Consider the following 21,664-nt stretch of genomic DNA (forward strand, 5'->3'; position numbering starts at 1 on the left):
CCCTTGAAATTTATTTTCTCGCCAAAATTTATTAGCCATCAGAACATTGGACTGAAAAGATCAAAAATTTTCACCGCACTTTAATTTGGTTGTGAAGAGAAAAATGCAAAAAAATTAAAATGTGCCACTTGAAATCATCAAAGTAAGCCCAATTTAAGCAAACGTAAACGAATTTAATCGAATTTAATCGAATTTTATTAGGAGAAAACATATTATGGGAAAAATTATTGGTATTGACTTAGGTACGACAAACTCTTGTGTGGCAGTAATGGAAGGGGATAAACCTCGTGTCATTGAAAATGCAGAAGGTGATCGCACAACCCCGTCAATTATTGCGTATACAAATGATGGTGAAACATTAGTAGGTCAACCAGCAAAACGTCAAGCAGTAACAAATCCAAAAAATACATTATTTGCAATTAAACGTTTAATTGGTCGTCGTTTTGAAGATCAAGAAGTACAACGTGATGTAAGCATTATGCCATTTAGCATTGTGAAAGCAGATAATGGTGATGCGTGGGTAGAAGTAAAAGATGAAAAAATGGCACCACCGCAAATTTCTGCCGAAGTATTGAAAAAAATGAAGAAAACCGCAGAGGATTTCTTAGGTGAGCCAGTAACAGAAGCGGTAATTACTGTACCTGCTTACTTTAACGATGCACAACGCCAAGCAACCAAAGATGCGGGTCGTATTGCAGGTTTAGATGTAAAACGTATTATTAATGAACCAACAGCAGCCGCATTAGCTTACGGTTTAGACAAAGGTAAAGGTAACCACACGATTGCAGTGTATGACTTAGGGGGCGGTACATTCGACTTATCTATTATCGAAATTGATGAAGTTGATGGAGAAAAAACCTTTGAAGTATTAGCAACCAATGGTGATACTCACTTAGGTGGTGAAGACTTCGATAATCGTGTTATTAATTACTTAGTGGATGAATTTAAGAAAGAACAAGGTGTTGATTTACGCAACGACCCACTTGCAATGCAACGTTTGAAAGAAGCAGCTGAAAAAGCAAAAATTGAGCTTTCTTCTGCACAACAAACTGATGTGAACTTACCTTACATCACAGCAGATGTAACTGGTCCTAAACATTTAAACATTAAATTGACGCGTGCAAAATTAGAAGCATTAGTTGAAGATTTAGTGGCGCGTTCATTAGAACCCGTAAAAGTGGCGCTTAAAGATGCTGGATTAAGCGTATCAGAGGTTGATGATGTCATCTTAGTAGGTGGTCAAACACGTATGCCATTAGTACAACAAAAAGTGGCAGAGTTCTTTGGCAAAGAACCTCGTAAAGATGTCAATCCTGATGAAGCAGTAGCTATTGGTGCGGCGGTGCAAGGTGGTGTATTAGCGGGTGATGTGAAAGATGTCTTGTTATTAGACGTAACCCCTCTTTCACTCGGTATCGAAACAATGGGTGGTGTAATGACAACCCTAATTGAGAAAAACACAACGATTCCAACGAAGAAATCACAAGTGTTCTCAACCGCAGAAGATAACCAAAGTGCAGTAACCATTCACGTGTTACAAGGTGAACGTAAACAAGCTTCTGCAAACAAATCATTAGGTCAATTTAACCTTGAAGGCATTAACCCAGCACCACGTGGTATGCCACAAATTGAAGTAACCTTTGATATTGACGCAGATGGTATTATCCACGTTTCAGCAAAAGATAAAGGTACAGGTAAAGAACAGCAAATTACCATTAAGGCTTCATCTGGTCTAAGTGAAGATGAAATTCAACAAATGGTTCGTGATGCCGAAGCAAATGCAGATGCTGACCGTAAATTCGAAGAGTTAGTGCAAGCCCGTAACCAAGCTGATCACCTAGTTCATAGCACACGCAAACAATTAGGCGAAGTTGGCGATCAATTATCTGCCGATGATAAAGCCCAAATTGAAAACGCCGTGAACGAACTTGAAACGGCAGCGAAAGGTGAAGACAAAGCTGACATTGAAGCGAAAATTCAAGCACTTGTACAAGCTTCACAAAAATTAATGCAAGCGACAGCACAACAAGCACAAGCTGGTGAACAGCCACAGCAAAACAGCAATGATGATGTGGTAGATGCTGAGTTTGAAGAAGTGAAAGATAATAAATAATTCACATTCAACAATAATCCAAAGGGCATAGCGATATGCCCTTTTAGCGTATAAAAAATAGGATAAAAATGGCAAAACGAGATTATTATGAAGTACTTGGCGTTGAGCGTGGTGCTGATGAAAAAGCGATTAAAAAAGCCTACAAACGCCTTGCAATGAAATTACACCCCGATCGTAATCAAGGGGATAAAGACGCTGCAGAAAAATTTAAAGAAGTGCAAGAGGCCTATGAAATTTTAGGTGATCAAGAAAAACGTGCCGCTTATGATCAATACGGACATCAAGCCTTTGAACAAGGTGGATTTGGCGGTGCTGGCGGTGGTTTCGGAGGCTTTAGCGGTGCGGATTTCAGTGATATTTTTGGCGATATGTTCGGCGATATTTTTGGTGGCGGACGTGGTCGTCAGCAGCGTGTTGTACGTGGTGAAGATTTACGCTATGACATTGAAATTAGCCTAGAAGAAGCAGTAAAAGGAACGAAAAAAGATATTCGTATCAACACACTTGCAGAATGTGATCACTGTCACGGTACAGGGGCAGAAAAAGATTCTAAAGTGGAAACCTGTCCAACTTGCCACGGTGCTGGACGCGTAAGGCGCCAACAAGGATTTTTCGTAACGGAACAAGTATGCCCAACCTGTCATGGTACAGGAAAGAAAATTGAAAAACCTTGTAAAAAATGCCACGGTGAAGGACGTGTTCAGAAACAGAAGAACCTGTCAGTGAATATTCCAGCAGGCGTAGATACAGGAAATCAATTACGTTTAGCCGGTGAAGGCGCTGCAGGCGAATTTGGCGCACCTGCGGGGGATTTATATGTTGTTATCCACGTTAAACCGCATCATATTTTTGAACGTGATGGTAATAATTTATACTGTGAAGTGCCAATCAGTTTTACAATGGCGGCCTTAGGTGGAGAAATTGACGTACCAACATTAGATGGACGCTTAAAAGTAAAAATTCCTGCTGAGACACAAACTGGCAAATTATTACGCTTACGTGGTAAGGGAATTGCTTCGCCACGCAATGGTTATACGGGCGATTTAATTTGCAAAGTTATTGTAGAAACCCCCGTTAAATTGAATGAAGAACAAAAAGAACTATTAAGAAAATTAGAAGCAAGTCTGGAAGGTGGAAAAAAACACCGCCCAAAATCATCTAGTTTCTTAGATGGTGTAAAAAAATTCTTTGATAATTTAAGTAAATAAGTTTGTTAAATTCGCTGAGATAGCGAATTAAAATAGGATTATTTGAACTAAACCAGCCTTTAAATTAAAAACGATCGCATTTTATCAAGTGCGGTCGTTTTTTTGTATTTTTTGTGATAACGATCACGATTGTGTTTGAAATGAACTATTGCATAATAACTGTAAATACTATAGAATTTGCCCGTTTTTGCTTTAGATAAAGCAAGTGAAATTTCGTTCTTCTGCATTGCAGAAAATTGTTTTAATTATATAGAGGAATAAGATTATTAAAACCGTAAAAAAAGCACCAACAACAAATCGCCCAAATCGCATTAATGAAGAAATTCGGGCGAAGGAAGTTCGCTTGATTGACCAAGATGGTGAGCAAGCAGGAATTGTCAGTCTGCAAGAGGCTTTAAATAAAGCGGAAGAAGTAAATCTCGATCTCGTGGAAATCAGCCCAAATGCTGAGCCACCCGTTTGCCGTATTATGAATTACGGTAAATTCCTTTATGAAAAAGGTAAAGCAGCGAAAGAGCAGAAGAAAAAGCAAAAAGTTGTACAAGTGAAGGAAATTAAATTCCGTCCGGGTACTGATGAAGGGGATTACCAAGTTAAATTACGCAGTATTTTACGCTTCCTAGAAGATGGTGATAAAGTAAAAATTACAGTTCGTTTCCGCGGTCGTGAAATGGCTCACCAAGATATTGGATTAAATGTGCTAGAGCGTGTTAAACAAGATACCTCAGAAATTGCAATGATTGAGTCAGCCCCGGGGAAACTAGAAGGTCGCCAAGCTGTAATGGTAATTGCACCGAAGAAAAAATAATTTTATTTCTTGCCTAAAACGGATGGATCTTATAGAATTCATCCGTTTTTCTTTGCGGAAAAACAAAGTGATAATCAGGTAAACTACGCAACCTGATTTCCTTATGTAGGATAGCCCTCGGCTAACTAAATCGAAATGATGAGTGCTTTACAAGTAATAAAATTTTTATTCGCCTGATCATTAAATTTAACTTAAACAATGCGGAGTTATTTAAACAATGCCTAAAATTAAAACAGTACGTGGTGCTGCGAAGCGTTTCAAAAAAACAGCTTCTGGCGGTTTCAAACGTAAACAATCTCACTTACGTCATATTTTGACTAAGAAAACCACTAAACGTAAACGTCATCTACGTCATAAATCAATGGTTGCGAAAGCAGACCAAGTTTTAGTTGTAGCCTGCTTGCCATACGCATAAGCGTAAACAAGTAAAGCGTACGTCAAGTGAATTTTAGTTAATAATATTGTATAGGAGATTAAATAATGGCTCGTGTAAAACGTGGTGTTATTGCAAGAGCTCGCCATAAGAAAATTCTTAAGGCAGCTAAAGGTTATTATGGTGCGCGTTCACGTGTTTATCGCGTTGCGTTCCAAGCTGTAATTAAAGCAGGTCAATATGCTTATCGCGACCGTCGCCAGCGTAAACGTCAATTCCGTCAATTATGGATTGCACGTATTAATGCTGCGGCTCGTCAAAATGGCTTATCTTACAGCAAATTTATCAACGGCTTGAAAAAAGCTTCTGTTGAAATCGATCGTAAGATCCTTGCTGATATTGCAGTATTCGACAAAGTTGCATTTGCAGCATTAGTTGAAAAAGCAAAATCTGCGCTTTAATTTTTAAAGACTGATTGTTAAGGGACGCTACATAGCGTCCTTTTTCTTATAAGCTCATTTTGCCAAAATAAGCATAAGAATGATTTATCAAGATTTTTTATCCGATTAAAGTACGGTGAAATTTCAGCTATTTTTATCTTGCTAAAGGGCAGACCGTAGGGCTTACTTTAAGGCGTTTATGTGATTATAGAGGCGTAGAAATTGTAGAAGCTCAGGCAATGAAAGATCATATCCATATACCTGTAAAAATACTACCGAAATTAACAGTTTCAAGTTTTATGGGATATTTGAAAGGAAAATCATCATTGATGATTTTTGAAAAGTATACAAATCTAAAATATAAATATGGCAATAGACACTTTTGGATAAAAGGCTAGTATGTAAGTACGGTAGGCTTAAATGCCAAGGTGGTAGAGAAATATATACGTAATCAAGAAAAAGAAGATATGGTACAAGATAATTTAAGTACAAAAGAATATGTGGACCTCTTTAAGGGGTAACCAAAGTAATCTCTAAACACAGTTGTCGGTCTTTTCACACATCCCTTGAGAGATGTGTGAAGTAAAGGCCCTTATAGGATAGCCTCAAAACCGCACGTTTCACGTGCAGATTGTTATTGTAAATATTAAAAGTGCGGTGGTTTTTCCGCACATTTTTTATTTCAGGTTCTCCATCCTTTTACGGCTAGCTTTTGCAAGATATTGTATTCATTCAATAAATGTATTTTAGCCATAATTTTGTTCCCCAAATACCTTCCAAAACGGCACAATCTCAATCACTTTGCCATCAGCAATCATTTTATCTTCCTGATCAAAGGTAACGATAACGCCTTGCTCCAATTTAAAGAAATTCATCGCATCAACTAAGCCGTCCCGTTCTCGGGCGATATTTTCGGTATTTAGCTGCCAGCAGACTTGGATAAGCTGTGTTGGGGTGCTGTTTTGGCAGGCCACAAAATCGCATTCTTTGTTGTTTTCATTGTAGTAATATAGCTCTGAATATTGTCGTCTAAGTTCCCAAAATACGGCATTTTCCAGTTTTCTGCCACGATCTTGGCTGAAAGATGGACTAATTACACGCTGTAAACCATTGTCGATAAAATAGACTTTTCGTGGGTTAGCGAGCTGGGTTTTGTAGGAATAGGCAAATTTTGGCAACAAATGGATCACGTAGGCTTGCTCTAAATGCGAAAGATATTCCTGTACGGTGGAAGTGCTTTTTACTTCAAGGCTTTGTTTGAGTTTGTTTGCACTGATTAAATTGCCCACGTTACCTGCTAAAAAAAGCAACAGACGCTTCATCGCACGTTCATCGCGAATGCCGAAACGGACGATAATATCACGGTATAAAATATCGTTAATCAAGGTGTTTAAAATCTCATCTTCATTGAATTGTAGATATTGCGGAAAACCGCCGAGAGTCAAATACTCTGAGACAACCTCGGCATTTTTTGCCTTACCGAGAAATTCACAAAATTCCACAAAAGAGAAAGGAAAAAGCTCTTTGCTGATGTGCCTCCCTGTCAGTTTTGTGCCTAGCTCACGGCTAAGCAAAGAGGTATTAGATCCCGTTACTATCACTTGATAGCCCTGATCGAGCTTGCCACGCACATACACTTCCCAGCCGTCAATCACTTGGATTTCATCAAAATAGAGTGTTTGAATCTGTGGGTTTTCTTCAATGATTTCATCGAGTAAGGAAAAATCGCTAAACTCAAAATTAAAAAGTTGTGGGGTATCGAAGTTGAGAAAAAGATAATTATTTTCTGCTTGTTTCTTAATAAGTTGAGTGAGCAATGTACTTTTTCCACTACGACGGATACCCGACACGACCAAGGCAAAATTAGGCAGAATTTTGATTTTTTCCAGTATCTTGCGTGGATAGGTCTGCTGCGATAATAACTGCTGTTGCTGGCTTGTAATCGCTTGGGTAATTTCTGATTTTAACAACATAAACTAACTCCTTATCAATCTGTTTGTTACTAACAACCAAAAGTATTTGATATCAATGGAAGCTATTTTATGCTAAAAATAGAGAGAAAATCAAAGTATTCGTTAGTATCGAACATTAGTATTTGATAGTAATAGATAGTTTTGTTTTTTCAATTCTTTTGAGTTTTTCCTTTTTCAAATGAGAAAATGCCATATTACTACACTTTTTCTGAGGAAAGTTGTAACTATTACAAATGTTACAATACAGTTTTCTGATTTTTGCGATTAAACCGCAATGATGTGTTGCCTATAATGTGCATAACAATTTTGATAATAAGGTGGAATTAAAGCACAAACACAATGTGAAATTGTTAGAATTGCTGAATTTGAGTTATAAAGTAGACTAAAAAATACCGTCTTAGAAATTTTTAAGACGACATTCACTAAATATTACTCCATATAGTAGGTAATTCTTTTTTTACTGCTTCAAATAATGCTTTTTTCCAAGAATTAGGCGATTTTTCACGTTCTATGTCTGAATCTATAAGGTATTTTTCAGCATCTTGCATTGGTAGATTTCCTGATTTATACCCTTTGATTTGATTTAATAATGTTTTTAAGCTACTCACTGAGTGTACGGCAAACCTTTCAGCTAAATTAAATTTTCCAAAATGGAACTTTACTTTTTCTTTTTTGTCTTCTTCCCAATTTGAGGGTGGATTAACATAAAATTCAACACTTAGCTTTTCTTCCATACCAAGATCAAGGCTAGTAGAATCAATAATACATTTGGCATATAACCATTTTTCATTAAAAACTTGTTCACTATCTAGATAAGGGTGTATTAGTTGTTGATTTTTATTTTTTGGATAAAACTCTCTCTTATAAATTTGATTGCAATCTTTACAGATTGGAATAAGGTTATAAGGAAAAATAGCATAATAGCTAAAAGATTTTTTGGGCAAGAAATGATCTAATTCACTTGGGAAATTAATCCCCCCACAAAATGGGCATTGTATATCAGGATTTTTAGCATTATTGATAATTTTATCATAGAAACCACCACATCGATTTTTTACGAAGTATATAGTATATATTTTTATCATGCCATTAGTGGCTTGATTATCATTTATATAACAGTTCCTCATATTTATAGGCTGATTATTATGTAATCTTAAACATTTAAACAACTCATTAGATTTACCCCATTTCATATATAATTTTGAAATCTCAATCAAATCATACTTCCTCTTTTTAAGTGTTATTTTTAAAATATTATTTTTTCTCATTTTATTAATGCAAGAATCTATAACCTGAGTGTAATTCATGCAATCGATTGGCAAATCTAGTTTAATCATTACAAATCTCCTTATTATCTCTTAGATGAATTAGAATTTTTAGTAATAATCTTCCCTCACTGCCTAGCTGATTATCATAACTTTTTAAAATATCTTCATATGTTCCACCTTGGTTAACTGATTCAGTTAATAAGCGATGAAAACCTGATTTTTCTACTTCAAGTCCAAAAATTTCGCTTGTTAAAGTACCAACATTCTCACCAAATGTTTCAATTTTGGGTCTAAATGGAGCTGTTATTACACCTGTACGTTCAATTTTCCATACACATGATCTAGGAATTTCTTGTAAAACTACAGGTGAATGAGTAGCAATGATTGCAACTCCATTTCTATTATCCAATAAATTGGATAGAGCTCTGATAAAGGCAGATAAAAGAGGTGGGTGTAAATGACTTTCAGGCTCATCAAGAAGAACAAGTGTTTTTTCTTCGACAGTTGCAACTAATTGAGTCATAATCAGTAAGACAGAGGAATGACCAGAGCTCATTCGTTTAACAACTTTCAATATATTATTTTTAGTGAAAGATTCATTCATGAATTCGCTTAAGTTCATTTCTTCAAAATTATTATCTGATTCAAGATTTTTAATTGCATTTAACCAACGTTCTCGTTTAGCAAAAAGAGACTTGCATAGAGAAAATGATTCCCAGAAATCACGTTCAAAATACGCTTCTGGCTCTTTCAATCTTTCATTAGATTCTTTTAATCCAATATAGTGATAATGTTTAGAGTCATCATTATTAGGAATAAATGGATCAAATACACTAAAAGAAACAGCAACCAAATGGCTAAAATAATTATTACCAATTTTTTCAAATTCTCTGGTATTAGAGAGAAAAAATGCCCCTTCATAATCATCATTCATATCAATAAATGATTTAATCATTCCGTTTAATAATGTTGTTTTTCCAACACCATTTCTACCAATAATTGCATGTATGTTTGTGCTCGGCTGTGAGTTAGCTTTAACCTTAAATTCTAGGGCTATTTTCCCCATTTTTTTTCTTTCATTTCTAATGAAATAGAACTCAAAATTGCTTAATGGTGCATTACCATTTAAAACTCTGGTAAATTGTTCCGTTATTGTTTGTTCTCTAACATCTCTCATCAATGAAGTATTAAGAACAGATTCGTTTTGAATTCTAGATAAAATGTCTGGCTTATAAGCAATATCATTAAGTCTATTTAAGATTTGTTTTCCTATTTCATTAGGCAACTTCATTAACTTTACATAAAAATCAACATCTTGACCAAGAGAGAAAAAATCATCAGATAGTGAGTCAAATACATTATTAGGAAAGTTTTCTTGAATTTTCTGATAAGTAGCTATTGATGTTTTTTGTCCTTTAAACCCAATTTTAATATTTCCTATGTGATGAATTTTTCCATCATGATCAAATACCTTCATCAAAAACATAGTGATAAATGAAAAATCATTCCATCTATCTATCATTAAGCACACTAGATTTCTAGCATTACTAGGAAATGTATCCTTTCTTCCAAATAATTTAAATTGCATATAAATTCTCCTTAACTATCTAAAATAATTCTCAAACACTCTACCCCGCCAAACGTATTTCCATCAAATTCGTCCATCATTACCACCTATTTCAGGTAGTTGTTTTGTAGGTTTTTAACAACCATAATATGGCTAAATACTAAATCTTCTTTTTTGATATAAATAATGTAAGCGTTGGCATTCATCGCTTGAATCTCTTGCGTAATTTGAAACAGTAGATAGCTTTTCCCATTGCTCTGTGAAGACTTTTTTCAAACGTTTGTCGTAAACGGACGGTTTCAAGATATTTCTGGCGATACATTGAATCTTTCTTGATAGCCAATTTCTCTATTTATGATTAAAACTCTACCTTTAAATTAAGAAAGTTTCAACTATATCCAAAATTTGGAACTGCTCTCTTAGGCCTTAGCACAGCGGAACTGGCGTTTTATGATGCCTTAAGCCAAAACCAAAGTGCGGTGGAAATTTTAGATGATGAAGTGTTGCTGAATTTCGCCAAAAGAAATCACCGATAAATTGAAAAAATCTGTTACCATTGATTGACAATATAAGGAATCCGTGAGGGTAAAAACACGTGGGTTGTTCAAAAAACGCTCAGAAAATATGAATGCCCACCAGAGAACAAAGATGAAGCCATTGAGTTTATGTTCAAACAAGCCGAAGTGGTGGCTGACGAGTTGAGTAAAACGTAGCATTGAGGCAGAAAAAAGGACTAAATTGCTTTGACCCCAAAAAGTTAGACTCTATTTTAATTCAAGGACTGCGTTATGTATTCCACAGGGCTTAGCCCTTTTAGCTTCACTTGAATACACTCATTATTGTATCAACTGTATTCCGCTAAAAATCTAAAATACAAATTCGTTAATTAAAGTGCGTAAGCATCCCATTGTGAGCCATCACGGACAATCGCATTTAAAATGGTCAGAAGCTTACGCATACAAGCGTTAATCGCCACTTTGAACGCCTTGCCATTCGCTCGCAAACGTTCGTAAAATTGTTTAAGCTTAGGTTCAAAGCGCACACAAACAAACGTTGCCACATGTATAAGGACAATTAAGTTAACACTGAAATCGCGTAAATACTCAATGGGATGCGCAATCCCTTTCGGGTTGTTGGCTTCAGTCTTTGTTCGTTTTGGGTTAGAAAGCCCAATTACGAAATGATGTTTAGCAACATCAATACCACAATAAGTTTGTTTATTCATCATTAACCTGCCTTGCATTCGGGTTTAAGTCTGGCAACTGTTCGGTTTTTTGGTGAAATATTATCTGCTCTCATTGCTACAATTCGGCTTGTTGTCTGGGGCGAACTCGAGATGCAGATAACGGGATTTTGTTGCTATTTTATATTAATCTTAATATACAAGGGATGGACCTATGTGTCCGTTCGTATAAAATCAAAACCAAAGTGCGGTGCAAATTTTATTTATTTTTTGATTGTTTTTAGTAAACTTGCCCACAAATATATAACAAGAAAACCTTGAAAATCATTCACGCTATTGATTATTTTACGCTTGATAAAAGCTAGCGTGAGCTTAGATATAAAACTAATGAAAAATACAAAACACAAACAACCATTTAACCCAGTACAAAAAGCCTTATTCACTCAATTAGGCGCGATAATGAACGTGGATTATCGCCGTTTGAAAGGGCGAATTAAAGGGCTACATCAAATCAAAAATGCCCAAACGCAAGAAAAAGTGGCGGCAGAAATCCAACTACAAATTCAGCAATCACAGGCACGTTTACAGCAACGTCAAGAAGCGGTTGGGAAAATAGAATTTCCTCAAAATTTACCAGTCAGTCAGCGCAAAGATGAAATTTTAAATGCCATTAAGCAAAATCAAGTGGTGATTATTGCGGGGGAAACGGGATCAGGAAAAACCACGCAATTACCTAAAATGTGTCTTGACTTAGGTTTGGGCAAAAAAGGGCTAATTGGGCATACCCAGCCCCGTCGTATTGCTGCTCGCAGTGTTGCAACGCGTATTGCAGAAGAATTACACTGTGAATTAGGCTCATTGGTGGGATATAAAGTGCGCTTTAATGATCAAATTAGCGATGAGACTCAAATTAAATTGATGACTGATGGGATCTTATTAGCCGAAATCCAAAGTGATCCTTTTTTAAATCAATATGATACCTTGATTATTGATGAAGCGCACGAACGCAGTTTGAACAATGATTTTATTCTTGGCTATCTGAAACAGCTATTACCAAAACGCCCTGATTTAAAAGTTATTATCACCTCAGCAACCATTGATGTAGAACGTTTTTCTCGCCATTTTAATAATGCCCCCATTATTGAAGTTTCAGGGCGAACTTACCCTGTTGAAGTGCGTTATCGTCCTGTGATTGAAACGGAAGAACAAGATCAAATTCAAGCTATTCTCAATGCGGTTGATGAACTGCAAGCAGAAGGGCGGGGCGATATTTTGATTTTCTTGAACGGTGAACGTGAAATTCGCGATACTGCTGACGCATTAGAAAAGCAGCAACTAAAACATACTGAAATCTTACCGCTCTTTGCACGTTTATCGGCACAAGAACAAAATAAAATTTTTCACCCAAGTGGCTTAAATCGTATTGTATTGGCAACGAATGTCGCTGAAACTTCACTGACCGTGCCGGGCATTAAATATGTGATTGATCCGGGAACCGCACGCATTTCTCGTTATAGCTATCGTACAAAGGTACAACGTCTTCCGATAGAACCTATTTCACAAGCCTCGGCTAATCAACGTAAAGGACGTTGTGGACGTGTATCAGAAGGGATTTGTATCCGCCTTTATTCAGAGGAGGATTTTAACCAACGTCCAGAATTTACTGATCCTGAAATTTTACGCACAAATTTAGCTTCGGTGATTTTGCAAATGACGGCACTCGGGCTAGATGATATTAGCGCATTTCCTTTTGTAGATGTCCCCGATAAACGCCATATCCAAGATGGCATTAAATTATTGGAAGAATTACAAGCCTTTCAAATGGTGAAGACCAAACAAGGCGAAAAACGCCAGCTCACCCAAATTGGGCGACAGCTTGCGCAACTTCCTGTTGATCCACGCTTGGGAAAAATGTTGCTCAGTGCAGTAAATAGTAATGCCTTACACGAGGTAATGATCATTGTAGCCGCACTCTCTATTCAAGATCCTAGAGAGCGCCCACAAGAAAAACAACAAGCAGCCGATGAAAAACATCGCCGTTTTGCGGATAAAAAATCTGATTTTCTGGCTTTTTTAAATTTGTGGAATTATTTGCAAGAACAGCAAAAGGCACTGAGTAAAAATCAATTCCGCCGTTTATGTCAGAAAGATTATTTGAACTATATCCGTGTACGTGAATGGCAGGATATTTATCATCAAATTCGTTTAACCGTGCGTGAAATAGGTTTGCCGATTAATTCGCAAACAGCAGAATATACCCAAATTCACACCGCACTGTTGGCTGGCTTGCTTTCTCATATTGGTATGAAAGAAGCGGAGAAGCAACAATATTTAGGTGCAAGAAATGCCCATTTTGCTATTTTTCCGAATTCCGTGTTATTTAAAAAACAGCCCAAATGGTGTATTGCCGCAGAATTAGTGGAAACCTCAAAACTATGGGGGAGAATGGTGGCAGAGATTGATCCTGAATGGATTGAGCCTTTAGCTCAACATTTAGTGAAAAAATCTTATGCTGAACCACGTTGGTCAAAAGCTAAAGGGGCAGTGATTGCCAATGAAAAAGTAACCCTCTATGGCGTGCCAATTGTGGCAAGTCGTCCAGTCAATTATGGACGAATAGATCCGATTGTCAGCCGAGAAATCTTTATTCAATCAGCATTAGTTGAAGGAAATTGGCACACTAAACACGCCTTTTTCTTAAAAAATCAACAACTTATCCGCGAAGTGGAAGAGTTGGAACATAAAAGCCGTCGTCGAGATATTTTAGTTGATGAACGCACATTATTTGACTTTTATGATCAACGCATTGGCACGGAAGTGGTGTCACAAAAGCATTTTGATACTTGGTGGAAAAAAGCTCGCCAACAAGATCCTGAATTGCTTAATTTTGAAAAAGCCTTTCTTACCAATGACAATGCGAATGTCAGTGAGTTAGATTTTCCGAATTTCTGGCATCAGGGTAACGTAAAATTAAAACTGAGCTATCAATTTGAGCCGGGTATGGAAGCCGATGGGGTAACCGTGCATATTCCCTTGCCATTGCTGAATCAAGTAGAAATGCAAGGTTTTGACTGGCAAATTCCGGGGCTACGCAAAGAGCTGATTATTGCACTGATTAAATCCCTGCCAAAAACCTTACGCCGCCATTTTGTGCCTGCGCCGAATTATGCGGAAGCCTTTCTTGGGCGGGTGAATGATTTAGATAAACCGTTGTTAGAAACCCTTTCTGCGGAATTGCGTAAAATAACAGGCGTTTATGTTGCCCCTGATGAATGGAATTTAAGCCAAATTTCACCGCACTTAACAATGACGTTTCGTGTCGTCAATGAGAAAGGGAAAAAAATTACTGAAAGTAAAAATTTAGATGAATTAAAAGTCCATTTAAAAGAGCAAGTACAAGAAACGTTGTCAGCAGTTGCAGATGAAGGTATTGAACAAACAGGTATTCATTTATGGAATTTCGATCAGTTACCGCAATATTATGAACAGAAAAAACAAGGCTTTACCATCAAAGCCTATCCTGCCATTGTGGATGAAAAAGAGTCTGTAGGAATTAAATTGTTTGAAACAGAATTTGAGCAAGCAGTGGCAATGGAACAGGGGCTACGCCGTTTATTATTACTCAATGTTCCATCACCAATAAAATATTTACACGAAAAACTGCCGAATAAATCAAAATTGGGGCTCTATTTCACGCCTTTTGGTAAGGTACTGGAATTAATTGACGATTGTATTGCTTGTGCAGTGGATAAATTAGTACAAGATTTTGGTGGTTTTGTGTGGAATGAACAGGATTTCGAGCGTTTAAAAGAGCATATTCGTGCAAATTTAAATGAAACCACGGTGGAAATTGCCAAACAAGTTGAAGAAATATTGACACGGGTCTTTGAAATCAATAAACGTTTAAAAGGCAAAATGGATTTCACCTTAGCTTTTGCACTTTCAGATATTAAAGCGCAAATTAATCATCTGATTTATCCAAATTTTGTACAGAAAACAGGCTATCAACGTTTACCCGATTTATTGCGTTATTTGCAAGCTATTGATAAACGTATGGATAAATTACTGCAAGATCCTAATCGTGATCGCGCCGCAATGCTAAGAGTAGAAAACGTACAAAACGCCTATCAGCAGTTATTGCTAAAACTGCCAAAATCGAAGCCAATCCCAGCAGAAGTGGCGGAAATTCCTTATATGATAGAAGAATTAAGAGTAAGTTTATTTGCTCAACAATTAGGGACGAAATATCCTATTTCAGATAAGCGGATTTTGAGTGCGATTAATACATTGGGGTAACGGTAAATTGCTAGAATAGAAATAATGACTTTTTTCTATCTCTTTTTGCTCTTTGAGCGACTAACTTTCTTTTGCTTACCCAAAAGAAAGTTAGTCGCTCAACGAGCGAAATTCGTGATTAATCCCAAAGAAAAAAGACATTTAAGGTAGAATAAAAAATCTTCTGCGATGTCAAATTTGCCTAACACACTTGCCCAACTGTTTGCCCCTTGTACATAATCCGTGGCGCTTTGGCTTTCATTTTTTTGTATGGAAGTGTGCGTTAAATTGTCGATAACAAGAAATTAAAAATAGTTAAAAAGTTAGTCGTAATTTTAACTTTTAATTAATAATTTAGCGGAAAAAATAAATCAAAGAAGTCATTTATTTGAATGGGATCACAACAAATTCTAAGTAAATTCTTTATATTAAACAAGCGGTAATCAAACAGTTTGAGGTTTTATATGGGAATTAAACAATATTGGCAAGGAATGCAAACCTTAAATAATAAAAAATTTTTTTGCTTTCTTTTTTCTATTATTTTTGCCTTATTGCTTACCTTGTTTGCTTCTGATGCAAGTTTTACAAAAATTCAAAATTATGTGCTATTTCTACTCTTTTTTTTCCATTAGTTTATGGGTAACAGAGGCCATTCCGCCTTTTTCCGTCAGTATTTTGATTGTAGGGTTTCTTGTACTGATAATGGGAAAAAGTGAGGCCTATGATGCAATGAAATATTTGCAGACGTGGTCAGATAGTGTGATTTGGCTATTTTTAGGCGGATTTTTCCTTGCGGAAGCAATGAAGAAAACCAAACTTGATATAATGTTGTTAAAAGCTGTGCTACCAAGATTTGGCACAAATCCCCTTTATGTGCTGTGGGGGCTAATGCTTGTTACCGCGGTGATGTCAATGGTGATGAGTAACACCGCAACCACGGCAATGATGATCGCCACAATCAGCACATTATTCTCGCGTTTATCTGAACAGGGGCATTTATCTAAAGCGTTACTATTAGGCATTCCTGCGGCAGCCTCGGTGGGGGGAATGGGGACAATTATTGGCTCTGCACCGAATGCTATTGCCGTGGGAGCATTAGAAAAATTGGGTTATCCTATTTCCTTTTTAGAGTGGATGATGGTCGGCGCGCCTTTAGCATTTTTATTGCTCTTTATTTTCTGGCGGGTGTTAATTTATAAATACAAATTAAAACATCAGGCACCTTTGCGTTTTGATTTTTTAACCCAAGATGAAGAAGACACAACCAACCAAGAAAGATTACATAAAACGATCGTACTAATTATTTTAGCGATCACGCTATTTTGTTGGCTGACTTCTAAATGGATAGGCATTCCTGTTGCCGCAGCTTCTGGCATTCCCATCGTTGGCTTAACAATGACAGGCGTGCTAGAGGCAAAAGATATTCGCCGTTTACCTTGGGATACCTTAATGCTCGTTGCAGGTGGATTGGCGTTAGGGCTTGCGATTGAAGAACAGCAAATCACCACACATTTTGTTGAGAAAATTAGCCATATTCAAGTGAGTTTTGTCTTATTGCTGATTTTATTTGGTTTTATCACAGTGTTATTGTCGAATTTTATGAGTAATACCGCCGCAACAACGATTCTTATCCCGATGGGGGTATCATTACTTGCAATGGTAGGGGGGGAAGGTGCAACCCCTACGATTTTGCCTTTAGTGATCGGGTTAAGTGCGTCTTGCGCTTTATTTTTACCCGTTTCCACTCCGCCAAATGCCATTGCATTTAGTACGGGGTTGATTAAACAATCTGAATTTCGTTTAGGCGGGGTAATCATTGGTTTACTGGGGCCTGCACTGACAATTGTGTGGATAATGTTATTGGCAACAGTTCATTTGGTTTAGAGAAAGGCAACGCTAAGATCGTTATGCTTTTTCGTGCGAAAAACCACAATAAAAAACCACCGCACTTTAAAAGTGCGGTGGTTTTTTTGTTCTTTTCGTTATTCTTTTCCTTCCAACGGAGTAAACGGACGTTCTGTGTGTCCTGTATAAAGTTGGCGAGGACGTACAATTTTCATATTGCCCGGTTTAAACATTTCTTTCCAGTGTGCGATCCAACCGACTGTTCTTGCAAGCGCGAAGATAACCGTAAACATTGAGGTTGGAATGCCTATGGCTTTTAAGATAATACCTGAATAGAAATCTACATTTGGATAGAGTTTGTGGTCGATAAAATAGGGATCGCTTAATGCAATACGCTCTAGTTCCATTGCTACATCGAATAATGGGTTATTAATATTCAATTCTTTAAGCACTTCGTGGCAGGTTTGACGCATCACTTTCGCACGAGGATCATAGTTTTTATAAACACGGTGTCCAAAACCCATTAAACGAAATGGATCGTTTTTGTCTTTGGCGCGCGCGATATATTCTGGAATGCGTTCAATACGACCAATTTCCTCTAACATATTGATACAGGCTTCGTTTGCACCACCGTGTGCAGGCCCCCAAAGGGAGGCAATACCCGCAGCAATACAAGCAAATGGATTTGCCCCTGAGGAAGCGGCAGTTCGCACCGTAGAGGTCGAGGCGTTTTGTTCGTGATCGGCGTGTAGGATAAAAATGCGATCCATTGCACGTTCAAGTACGGGATTGACTTCATAAGGCTCACAAGGCGTTGCGAACATCATATGTAAGAAATTACCTGAATAAGAGAGTTTATTCAGCGGAAACATAAAAGGCTGCCCGATAGAATATTTGTAACACATCGCAGCAAGTGTTGGCATTTTTGCCAGTAGGCGAATCGCGGTAAGTTCACGGTGTTCAATGTCATTAATATCTAAGGAATCGTGATAGAACGCAGCTAATGCACCACTTACCCCACACATAATTGCCATCGGATGAGAATCTCGGCGGAACCCGTGGAAGAAACGGGAAATTTGTTCGTGGACAAGGGTATGTTTGCGCACCAATTGGCGGAACGCTTTGTATTCTTCTGCATTTGGGCGTTCGCCAAATAATAATAAGTGTGCGACTTCTAAATAATCCGCATTTTGTGCTAAATCAGCAATCGGATAACCACGGTGGAGGAGAATGCCGTTGTCGCCGTCGATATAGGTAATTTCAGACACACAAGAGGCGGTGGACATAAAACCGGGGTCAAAGGTAAAAAGTTTATTTTTTACTAGAGATTGAACGTCAATGACATCATAGCCGAGTGAACCTTTACGCATTGGGAGTTCAAGTTCACGTCCATCATTTAAGGTGAGTTTTGCATTTAATTCTGTCATAGATCTTCCTCTTTTGTTGGCGTTGATAATGTTGTATTTGTTGAATTATTATACTTTCTAATGAATTTTCACTATAACCTGTTATGGCGTAGCTGTCTTTAATATTTACAAAAAAATTTTGTTAAGGAAATGTTATTTTCTCAAAAATGAGAGACAGATCAAAAAATCAAGAAAATGTTAATGTTTTGTTAATTGAATTGGTTGCGAATTAGGGGAATTTGATTTTAAATTATTCGACTAGCACTGAAAGAAAAATCAATGCGTGTTTCTGATTGAATCCTATGTATAATAAACCTAATGAATTTTAGGTTGTAAATTCTACCCAACCAAGCTAGGTGGTATTAATGAAACAAACAAGCCCAATTAGTGAATGGTTAGCTTCAAGTGCGTTAAATGGAGCAAACCAGTCTTATATTGAAGAACTGTATGAAAGCTATCTTCAAGATCCCCATTCTGTTGATGAAAGCTGGCAGCAAATTTTTGATCAATTACCCAAACACACCGTCGTAGAGCAAGCCCATTCGCCTATTCGTCAATATTTTAAACGTTTGGCAAGAGATGCTCAGGTGGAGGGCGTGACTGTCATTGATCCAAAAGTTAGCGGACGACTGGTAAAAGTGTTGCAATGGGTGAATGCACACCGTAATCGTGGGCATTTACACGCGGATCTTGATCCATTAAAACTTTGGCAACGTATGGATTCGCCAACCTTAGACTATAAATTCTATGGTTTTACCGATGATGATCTTGATGAAGAATTTGACATCAGTGGTTATGTGTATGACAAAGAGAGAATTAGCCTGCGTGAGCTTTCTTCATCATTGAAAGGCACTTACTGTGGCACGATTGGGCTTGAGTTTATGCACGTTAATGACCTTGCGGCACGAACTTGGTTACAGAAAAAGTTAGAAAATTGGTTAAATCAACCATTATTTAGCAAACAAGAACAGCTTAAATTCCTTGAAGAATTAACGGCCGCAGATGGTTTGGAGCGTTACCTTGGTGCGAAATTTCCCGGTGCAAAACGTTTTTCTCTTGAAGGCAGTGATGCGTTTATTTTGCTGATGAAAGAAATGATTCGTCAAGGGGCGAAACAAGGCATTAAAGAAATCGTAATGGGAATGGCACACCGTGGGCGATTAAACCTATTAGTGAATGTGCTGGGCAAAAAGCCGGCAGAATTATTTGATGAATTTGCTGGAAAGCACTACGGTAACGGAACGGGCGATGTGAAATATCACCAAGGTTTTTCTTCAGATTTTATGACCGATGATGGGGTGGTGCATTTAGCACTGGCATTTAATCCTTCTCACTTGGAAATTGTCAATCCTGTGGTGCTTGGTTCAGTACGAGCGCGACAAACCCGACTTAACGATGCAGAACGCTCACAAGTGTTACCTATCACGGTACACGGCGATTCTGCGGTAGCTGGGCAGGGCGTGGTGCAAGAAACCCTAAATATGTCTGCTACGCGTGGTTATTCCGTGGGTGGAACGATCCGAGTTGTCATCAATAACCAAATTGGCTTTACCACCTCTAATCCGCACGATACGCGTTCAACGGAATACAGCACCGATATTGGTAAAATGATTGAAGCGCCTGTTATTCACGTAAATGGTGATGATCCAGAAGCTGTCGCTTATGCGGCAAGAATGGCGGTGGAGTTTAGAAATAAATTTAAACGAGATATTTTTATTGATTTAGTTTCTTACCGCCGTCACGGTCATAATGAAGCCGATGAACCTGCAGTCACGCAACCGTTAATGTATGAGCGCATTAAACGTCATCCTACTCCACGCAAAGTGTATGCCGATCGCTTAATTGCAGAAAATGTGATTGATGAAGCTTACAGTTTAGAATTAATGAATAAGTATCGTGATGCGTTAGATAATGGCGATTGTGTTGTTCCAGAATGGCGTGAACGTGATGTTGAAGCCTCTGATTGGATGAAATTCCTTAGCCAAGAATGGTCAGATTATGAAGGCAGTATTGATGAGCAACGCTTTACTGCGCTTGCCTTAAAAGTGTGTGAATACCCAGAAAATCACCCAATTCATTCCAGAGTGAAAAAAATTTATGATGATCGTAACTTAATGGCAAAAGGCGAAAAACCATTTGATTGGGGAATGGCGGAAACAATGGCGTATGCCACGTTACTTGATGAAGGTTATAATGTTCGCCTATCAGGAGAAGATGCGGGACGTGGCACATTTTTCCATCGTCACTCCGTATTGCATAGCCAAAAAGATGGTACTGTCTATACGCCATTAGCGCATCTACATAACCAACAAGGGCATTTTGAAGTTTGGGATTCTGTGCTTTCAGAAGAAGCCGTGCTAGCTTATGAATATGGTTATGCCACCACAATGCCAAGAACGCTTACATTGTGGGAAGCGCAATTTGGTGATTTTGCTAACGTGGCGCAAGTGGTAATTGACCAATTTATTAGCTCAGGTGAACAAAAATGGGGCAGAATGTGTGGCTTGGTGATGTTATTACCACACGGTTATGAAGGACAAGGGCCAGAACATTCATCGGCACGTTTAGAACGTTATTTACAACTTTGTGCGCAACAAAATATGCAAGTGTGTGTACCTTCAACGCCTGCACAGATTTATCATTTATTACGCCGTCAAATGATCCGCAAAGTGCGTCGTCCACTTATTGTGATTACGCCAAAATCCTTACTTCGCCACCCACTTGCTGTATCCAGTAAAGAAGAATTAGTGAATGGCATTTATCAGAATGTGATTGGCGAAATTGATCATCTCGATCCAAAGCAAGTGAAACGTGTGGTAATGTGTTCGGGTAAAGTGTATTACGATTTATTAGAACAACGTCGCAAGAATAATCAAACAGATGTGGCGATTATTCGTATTGAACAGCTTTATCCTTATCCGCACGAAGAAATGAAAGCGATACTTGCGCCTTATCGCCACGTAACGGATTATGTATGGTGTCAAGAAGAACCACAAAACCAAGGCGCGTGGTATTGTAGCCAGCATAATTTTGTGAGTTCATTGCCAGAACAGGGTAAATTACGCTATGTGGGCAGACCGGCTTCGGCATCGCCAGCAGTGGGATATCTAGCTTTACATAATGAACAGCAACGTGATTTAGTGAATGAGGCATTAGCCTAATCTTAAAAGTGCGGTCAAAAAATACCGCACTTTTATGCAAACAA

General features: G+C 37.8%; 12 protein-coding genes and 6 pseudogenes. 10 read left to right on the forward strand and 8 right to left on the reverse strand.

Going from position 1 to position 21,664, the window contains the following annotated elements; genetic code table 11:
* Positions 1–214 precede the first annotated feature (214 nt).
* The 6 genes and pseudogenes from dnaK to tnpA form a co-directional block, all read left to right on the forward strand.
* Entirely contained in the window at positions 215–2,113 is a 1,899-nt protein-coding gene (gene dnaK / locus L5B83_RS06975) for a molecular chaperone DnaK (RefSeq protein WP_265777982.1), read from the forward strand.
* Positions 2,114–2,181: 68 nt separating this feature from the next.
* On the forward strand, positions 2,182–3,321 hold the full coding sequence (gene dnaJ, locus L5B83_RS06980) for a molecular chaperone DnaJ (RefSeq protein WP_265777983.1): 1,140 nt from the start codon (positions 2,182–2,184) through the stop codon (positions 3,319–3,321).
* A gap of 265 nt (positions 3,322–3,586) precedes the next feature.
* Positions 3,587–4,129 (forward strand): translation initiation factor IF-3, encoded by a 543-nt coding sequence (gene infC / locus L5B83_RS06985; protein WP_081637549.1) that lies wholly within the window; start codon positions 3,587–3,589, stop codon positions 4,127–4,129.
* 217 nt (positions 4,130–4,346) lie between these two features.
* Positions 4,347–4,544 (forward strand): 50S ribosomal protein L35, encoded by a 198-nt coding sequence (rpmI, locus tag L5B83_RS06990; RefSeq protein ID WP_005596065.1) that lies wholly within the window; start codon positions 4,347–4,349, stop codon positions 4,542–4,544.
* A gap of 65 nt (positions 4,545–4,609) precedes the next feature.
* Positions 4,610–4,963, forward strand: coding sequence for a 50S ribosomal protein L20 (gene rplT / locus L5B83_RS06995; protein ID WP_005546410.1), 354 nt, complete (start codon positions 4,610–4,612; stop codon positions 4,961–4,963).
* A 155-nt stretch (positions 4,964–5,118) separates the two neighbouring features.
* Positions 5,119–5,463: pseudogene (gene tnpA / locus L5B83_RS07000) on the forward strand (IS200/IS605 family transposase); the annotation flags it as partial.
* A 225-nt stretch (positions 5,464–5,688) separates the two neighbouring features.
* Here tnpA and L5B83_RS07005 read toward each other — a convergent pair.
* From L5B83_RS07005 to L5B83_RS07015, 3 genes are all read right to left on the reverse strand, one after another.
* Positions 5,689–6,915 (reverse strand): ATP-binding protein, encoded by a 1,227-nt coding sequence (locus L5B83_RS07005; protein ID WP_265777984.1) that lies wholly within the window; start codon positions 6,913–6,915, stop codon positions 5,689–5,691.
* A 422-nt stretch (positions 6,916–7,337) separates the two neighbouring features.
* Positions 7,338–8,252, reverse strand: a complete 915-nt coding sequence (locus tag L5B83_RS07010; RefSeq protein WP_265777985.1) for a hypothetical protein — start codon at positions 8,250–8,252, stop codon at positions 7,338–7,340.
* Positions 8,245–9,771, reverse strand: a complete 1,527-nt coding sequence (locus L5B83_RS07015; RefSeq protein WP_265777986.1) for an AAA family ATPase — start codon at positions 9,769–9,771, stop codon at positions 8,245–8,247. The genes L5B83_RS07010 and L5B83_RS07015 overlap by 8 nt, the downstream gene beginning before the upstream one ends.
* A 398-nt stretch (positions 9,772–10,169) precedes the next feature.
* Here L5B83_RS07015 and L5B83_RS12440 point away from each other — a divergent pair.
* A pseudogene (locus L5B83_RS12440) lies at positions 10,170–10,463 on the forward strand (type I restriction enzyme endonuclease domain-containing protein); the annotation flags it as partial.
* A gap of 56 nt (positions 10,464–10,519) precedes the next feature.
* Here L5B83_RS12440 and L5B83_RS12445 read toward each other — a convergent pair.
* The 3 pseudogenes from L5B83_RS12445 to L5B83_RS12455 form a co-directional block, all read right to left on the reverse strand.
* Positions 10,520–10,594 (reverse strand): annotated as a pseudogene (locus tag L5B83_RS12445) (IS3 family transposase); the annotation flags it as partial.
* 42 nt (positions 10,595–10,636) lie between these two features.
* A pseudogene (locus tag L5B83_RS12450) lies at positions 10,637–10,789 on the reverse strand (IS110 family transposase); the annotation flags it as partial.
* A gap of 30 nt (positions 10,790–10,819) precedes the next feature.
* Positions 10,820–10,975 (reverse strand): annotated as a pseudogene (locus L5B83_RS12455) (IS110 family transposase); the annotation flags it as partial.
* Positions 10,976–11,320: 345 nt separating this feature from the next.
* On the opposite strand from L5B83_RS12455, the gene hrpA reads away from it, so the two are divergent.
* Positions 11,321–15,229, forward strand: a complete 3,909-nt coding sequence (gene hrpA, locus L5B83_RS07035) for an ATP-dependent RNA helicase HrpA (RefSeq protein WP_265777988.1) — start codon at positions 11,321–11,323, stop codon at positions 15,227–15,229.
* A gap of 161 nt (positions 15,230–15,390) precedes the next feature.
* Here the strand turns inward: hrpA and L5B83_RS07040 are convergent.
* Positions 15,391–15,507 (reverse strand): annotated as a pseudogene (locus L5B83_RS07040) (YbhB/YbcL family Raf kinase inhibitor-like protein); the annotation flags it as partial.
* A 301-nt stretch (positions 15,508–15,808) separates the two neighbouring features.
* On the opposite strand from L5B83_RS07040, the gene L5B83_RS07045 reads away from it, so the two are divergent.
* On the forward strand, positions 15,809–17,092 hold the full coding sequence (locus L5B83_RS07045; RefSeq protein WP_265778394.1) for an SLC13 family permease: 1,284 nt from the start codon (positions 15,809–15,811) through the stop codon (positions 17,090–17,092).
* A gap of 98 nt (positions 17,093–17,190) precedes the next feature.
* On the opposite strand, the gene L5B83_RS07050 is transcribed toward L5B83_RS07045, so the two are convergent.
* Entirely contained in the window at positions 17,191–18,480 is a 1,290-nt protein-coding gene (locus tag L5B83_RS07050; protein WP_250363103.1) for a citrate synthase, read from the reverse strand.
* Positions 18,481–18,824: 344 nt separating this feature from the next.
* Here L5B83_RS07050 and sucA point away from each other — a divergent pair, with 344 nt between their 5' ends.
* A complete protein-coding gene (gene sucA / locus L5B83_RS07055; protein WP_265777989.1) occupies positions 18,825–21,620 on the forward strand; it encodes a 2-oxoglutarate dehydrogenase E1 component in 2,796 nt (931 codons plus the stop codon).
* Positions 21,621–21,664: the final 44 nt, after the last annotated feature.

The sequence above is a fragment of the Avibacterium sp. 21-599 genome, assembly GCF_026226765.1.
In the GTDB taxonomy this organism is placed as follows: Bacteria; Pseudomonadota; Gammaproteobacteria; order Enterobacterales; family Pasteurellaceae; genus Avibacterium.

What these genes read in the sequence shown, in the direction of transcription:
- hrpA (WP_265777988.1), top strand. Translation starts at nt 11,321, where the DNA reads ATGAAAAATACAAAACACAAACAACCATTTAACCCAGTACAAAAAGCC.
- rpmI (WP_005596065.1), top strand. Translation starts at nt 4,347, where the DNA reads ATGCCTAAAATTAAAACAGTACGTGGTGCTGCGAAGCGTTTCAAAAAA.
- L5B83_RS07010 (WP_265777985.1), bottom strand. Translation starts at nt 8,252, where the DNA reads ATGATTAAACTAGATTTGCCAATCGATTGCATGAATTACACTCAGGTT.
- sucA (WP_265777989.1), top strand. Translation starts at nt 18,825, where the DNA reads ATGAAACAAACAAGCCCAATTAGTGAATGGTTAGCTTCAAGTGCGTTA.
- L5B83_RS07050 (WP_250363103.1), bottom strand. Translation starts at nt 18,480, where the DNA reads ATGACAGAATTAAATGCAAAACTCACCTTAAATGATGGACGTGAACTT.
- L5B83_RS07015 (WP_265777986.1), bottom strand. Translation starts at nt 9,771, where the DNA reads ATGCAATTTAAATTATTTGGAAGAAAGGATACATTTCCTAGTAATGCT.
- rplT (WP_005546410.1), top strand. Translation starts at nt 4,610, where the DNA reads ATGGCTCGTGTAAAACGTGGTGTTATTGCAAGAGCTCGCCATAAGAAA.
- L5B83_RS07005 (WP_265777984.1), bottom strand. Translation starts at nt 6,915, where the DNA reads ATGTTGTTAAAATCAGAAATTACCCAAGCGATTACAAGCCAGCAACAG.
- L5B83_RS07045 (WP_265778394.1), top strand. Translation starts at nt 15,809, where the DNA reads ATGTGCTATTTCTACTCTTTTTTTTCCATTAGTTTATGGGTAACAGAG.
- dnaJ (WP_265777983.1), top strand. Translation starts at nt 2,182, where the DNA reads ATGGCAAAACGAGATTATTATGAAGTACTTGGCGTTGAGCGTGGTGCT.
- dnaK (WP_265777982.1), top strand. Translation starts at nt 215, where the DNA reads ATGGGAAAAATTATTGGTATTGACTTAGGTACGACAAACTCTTGTGTG.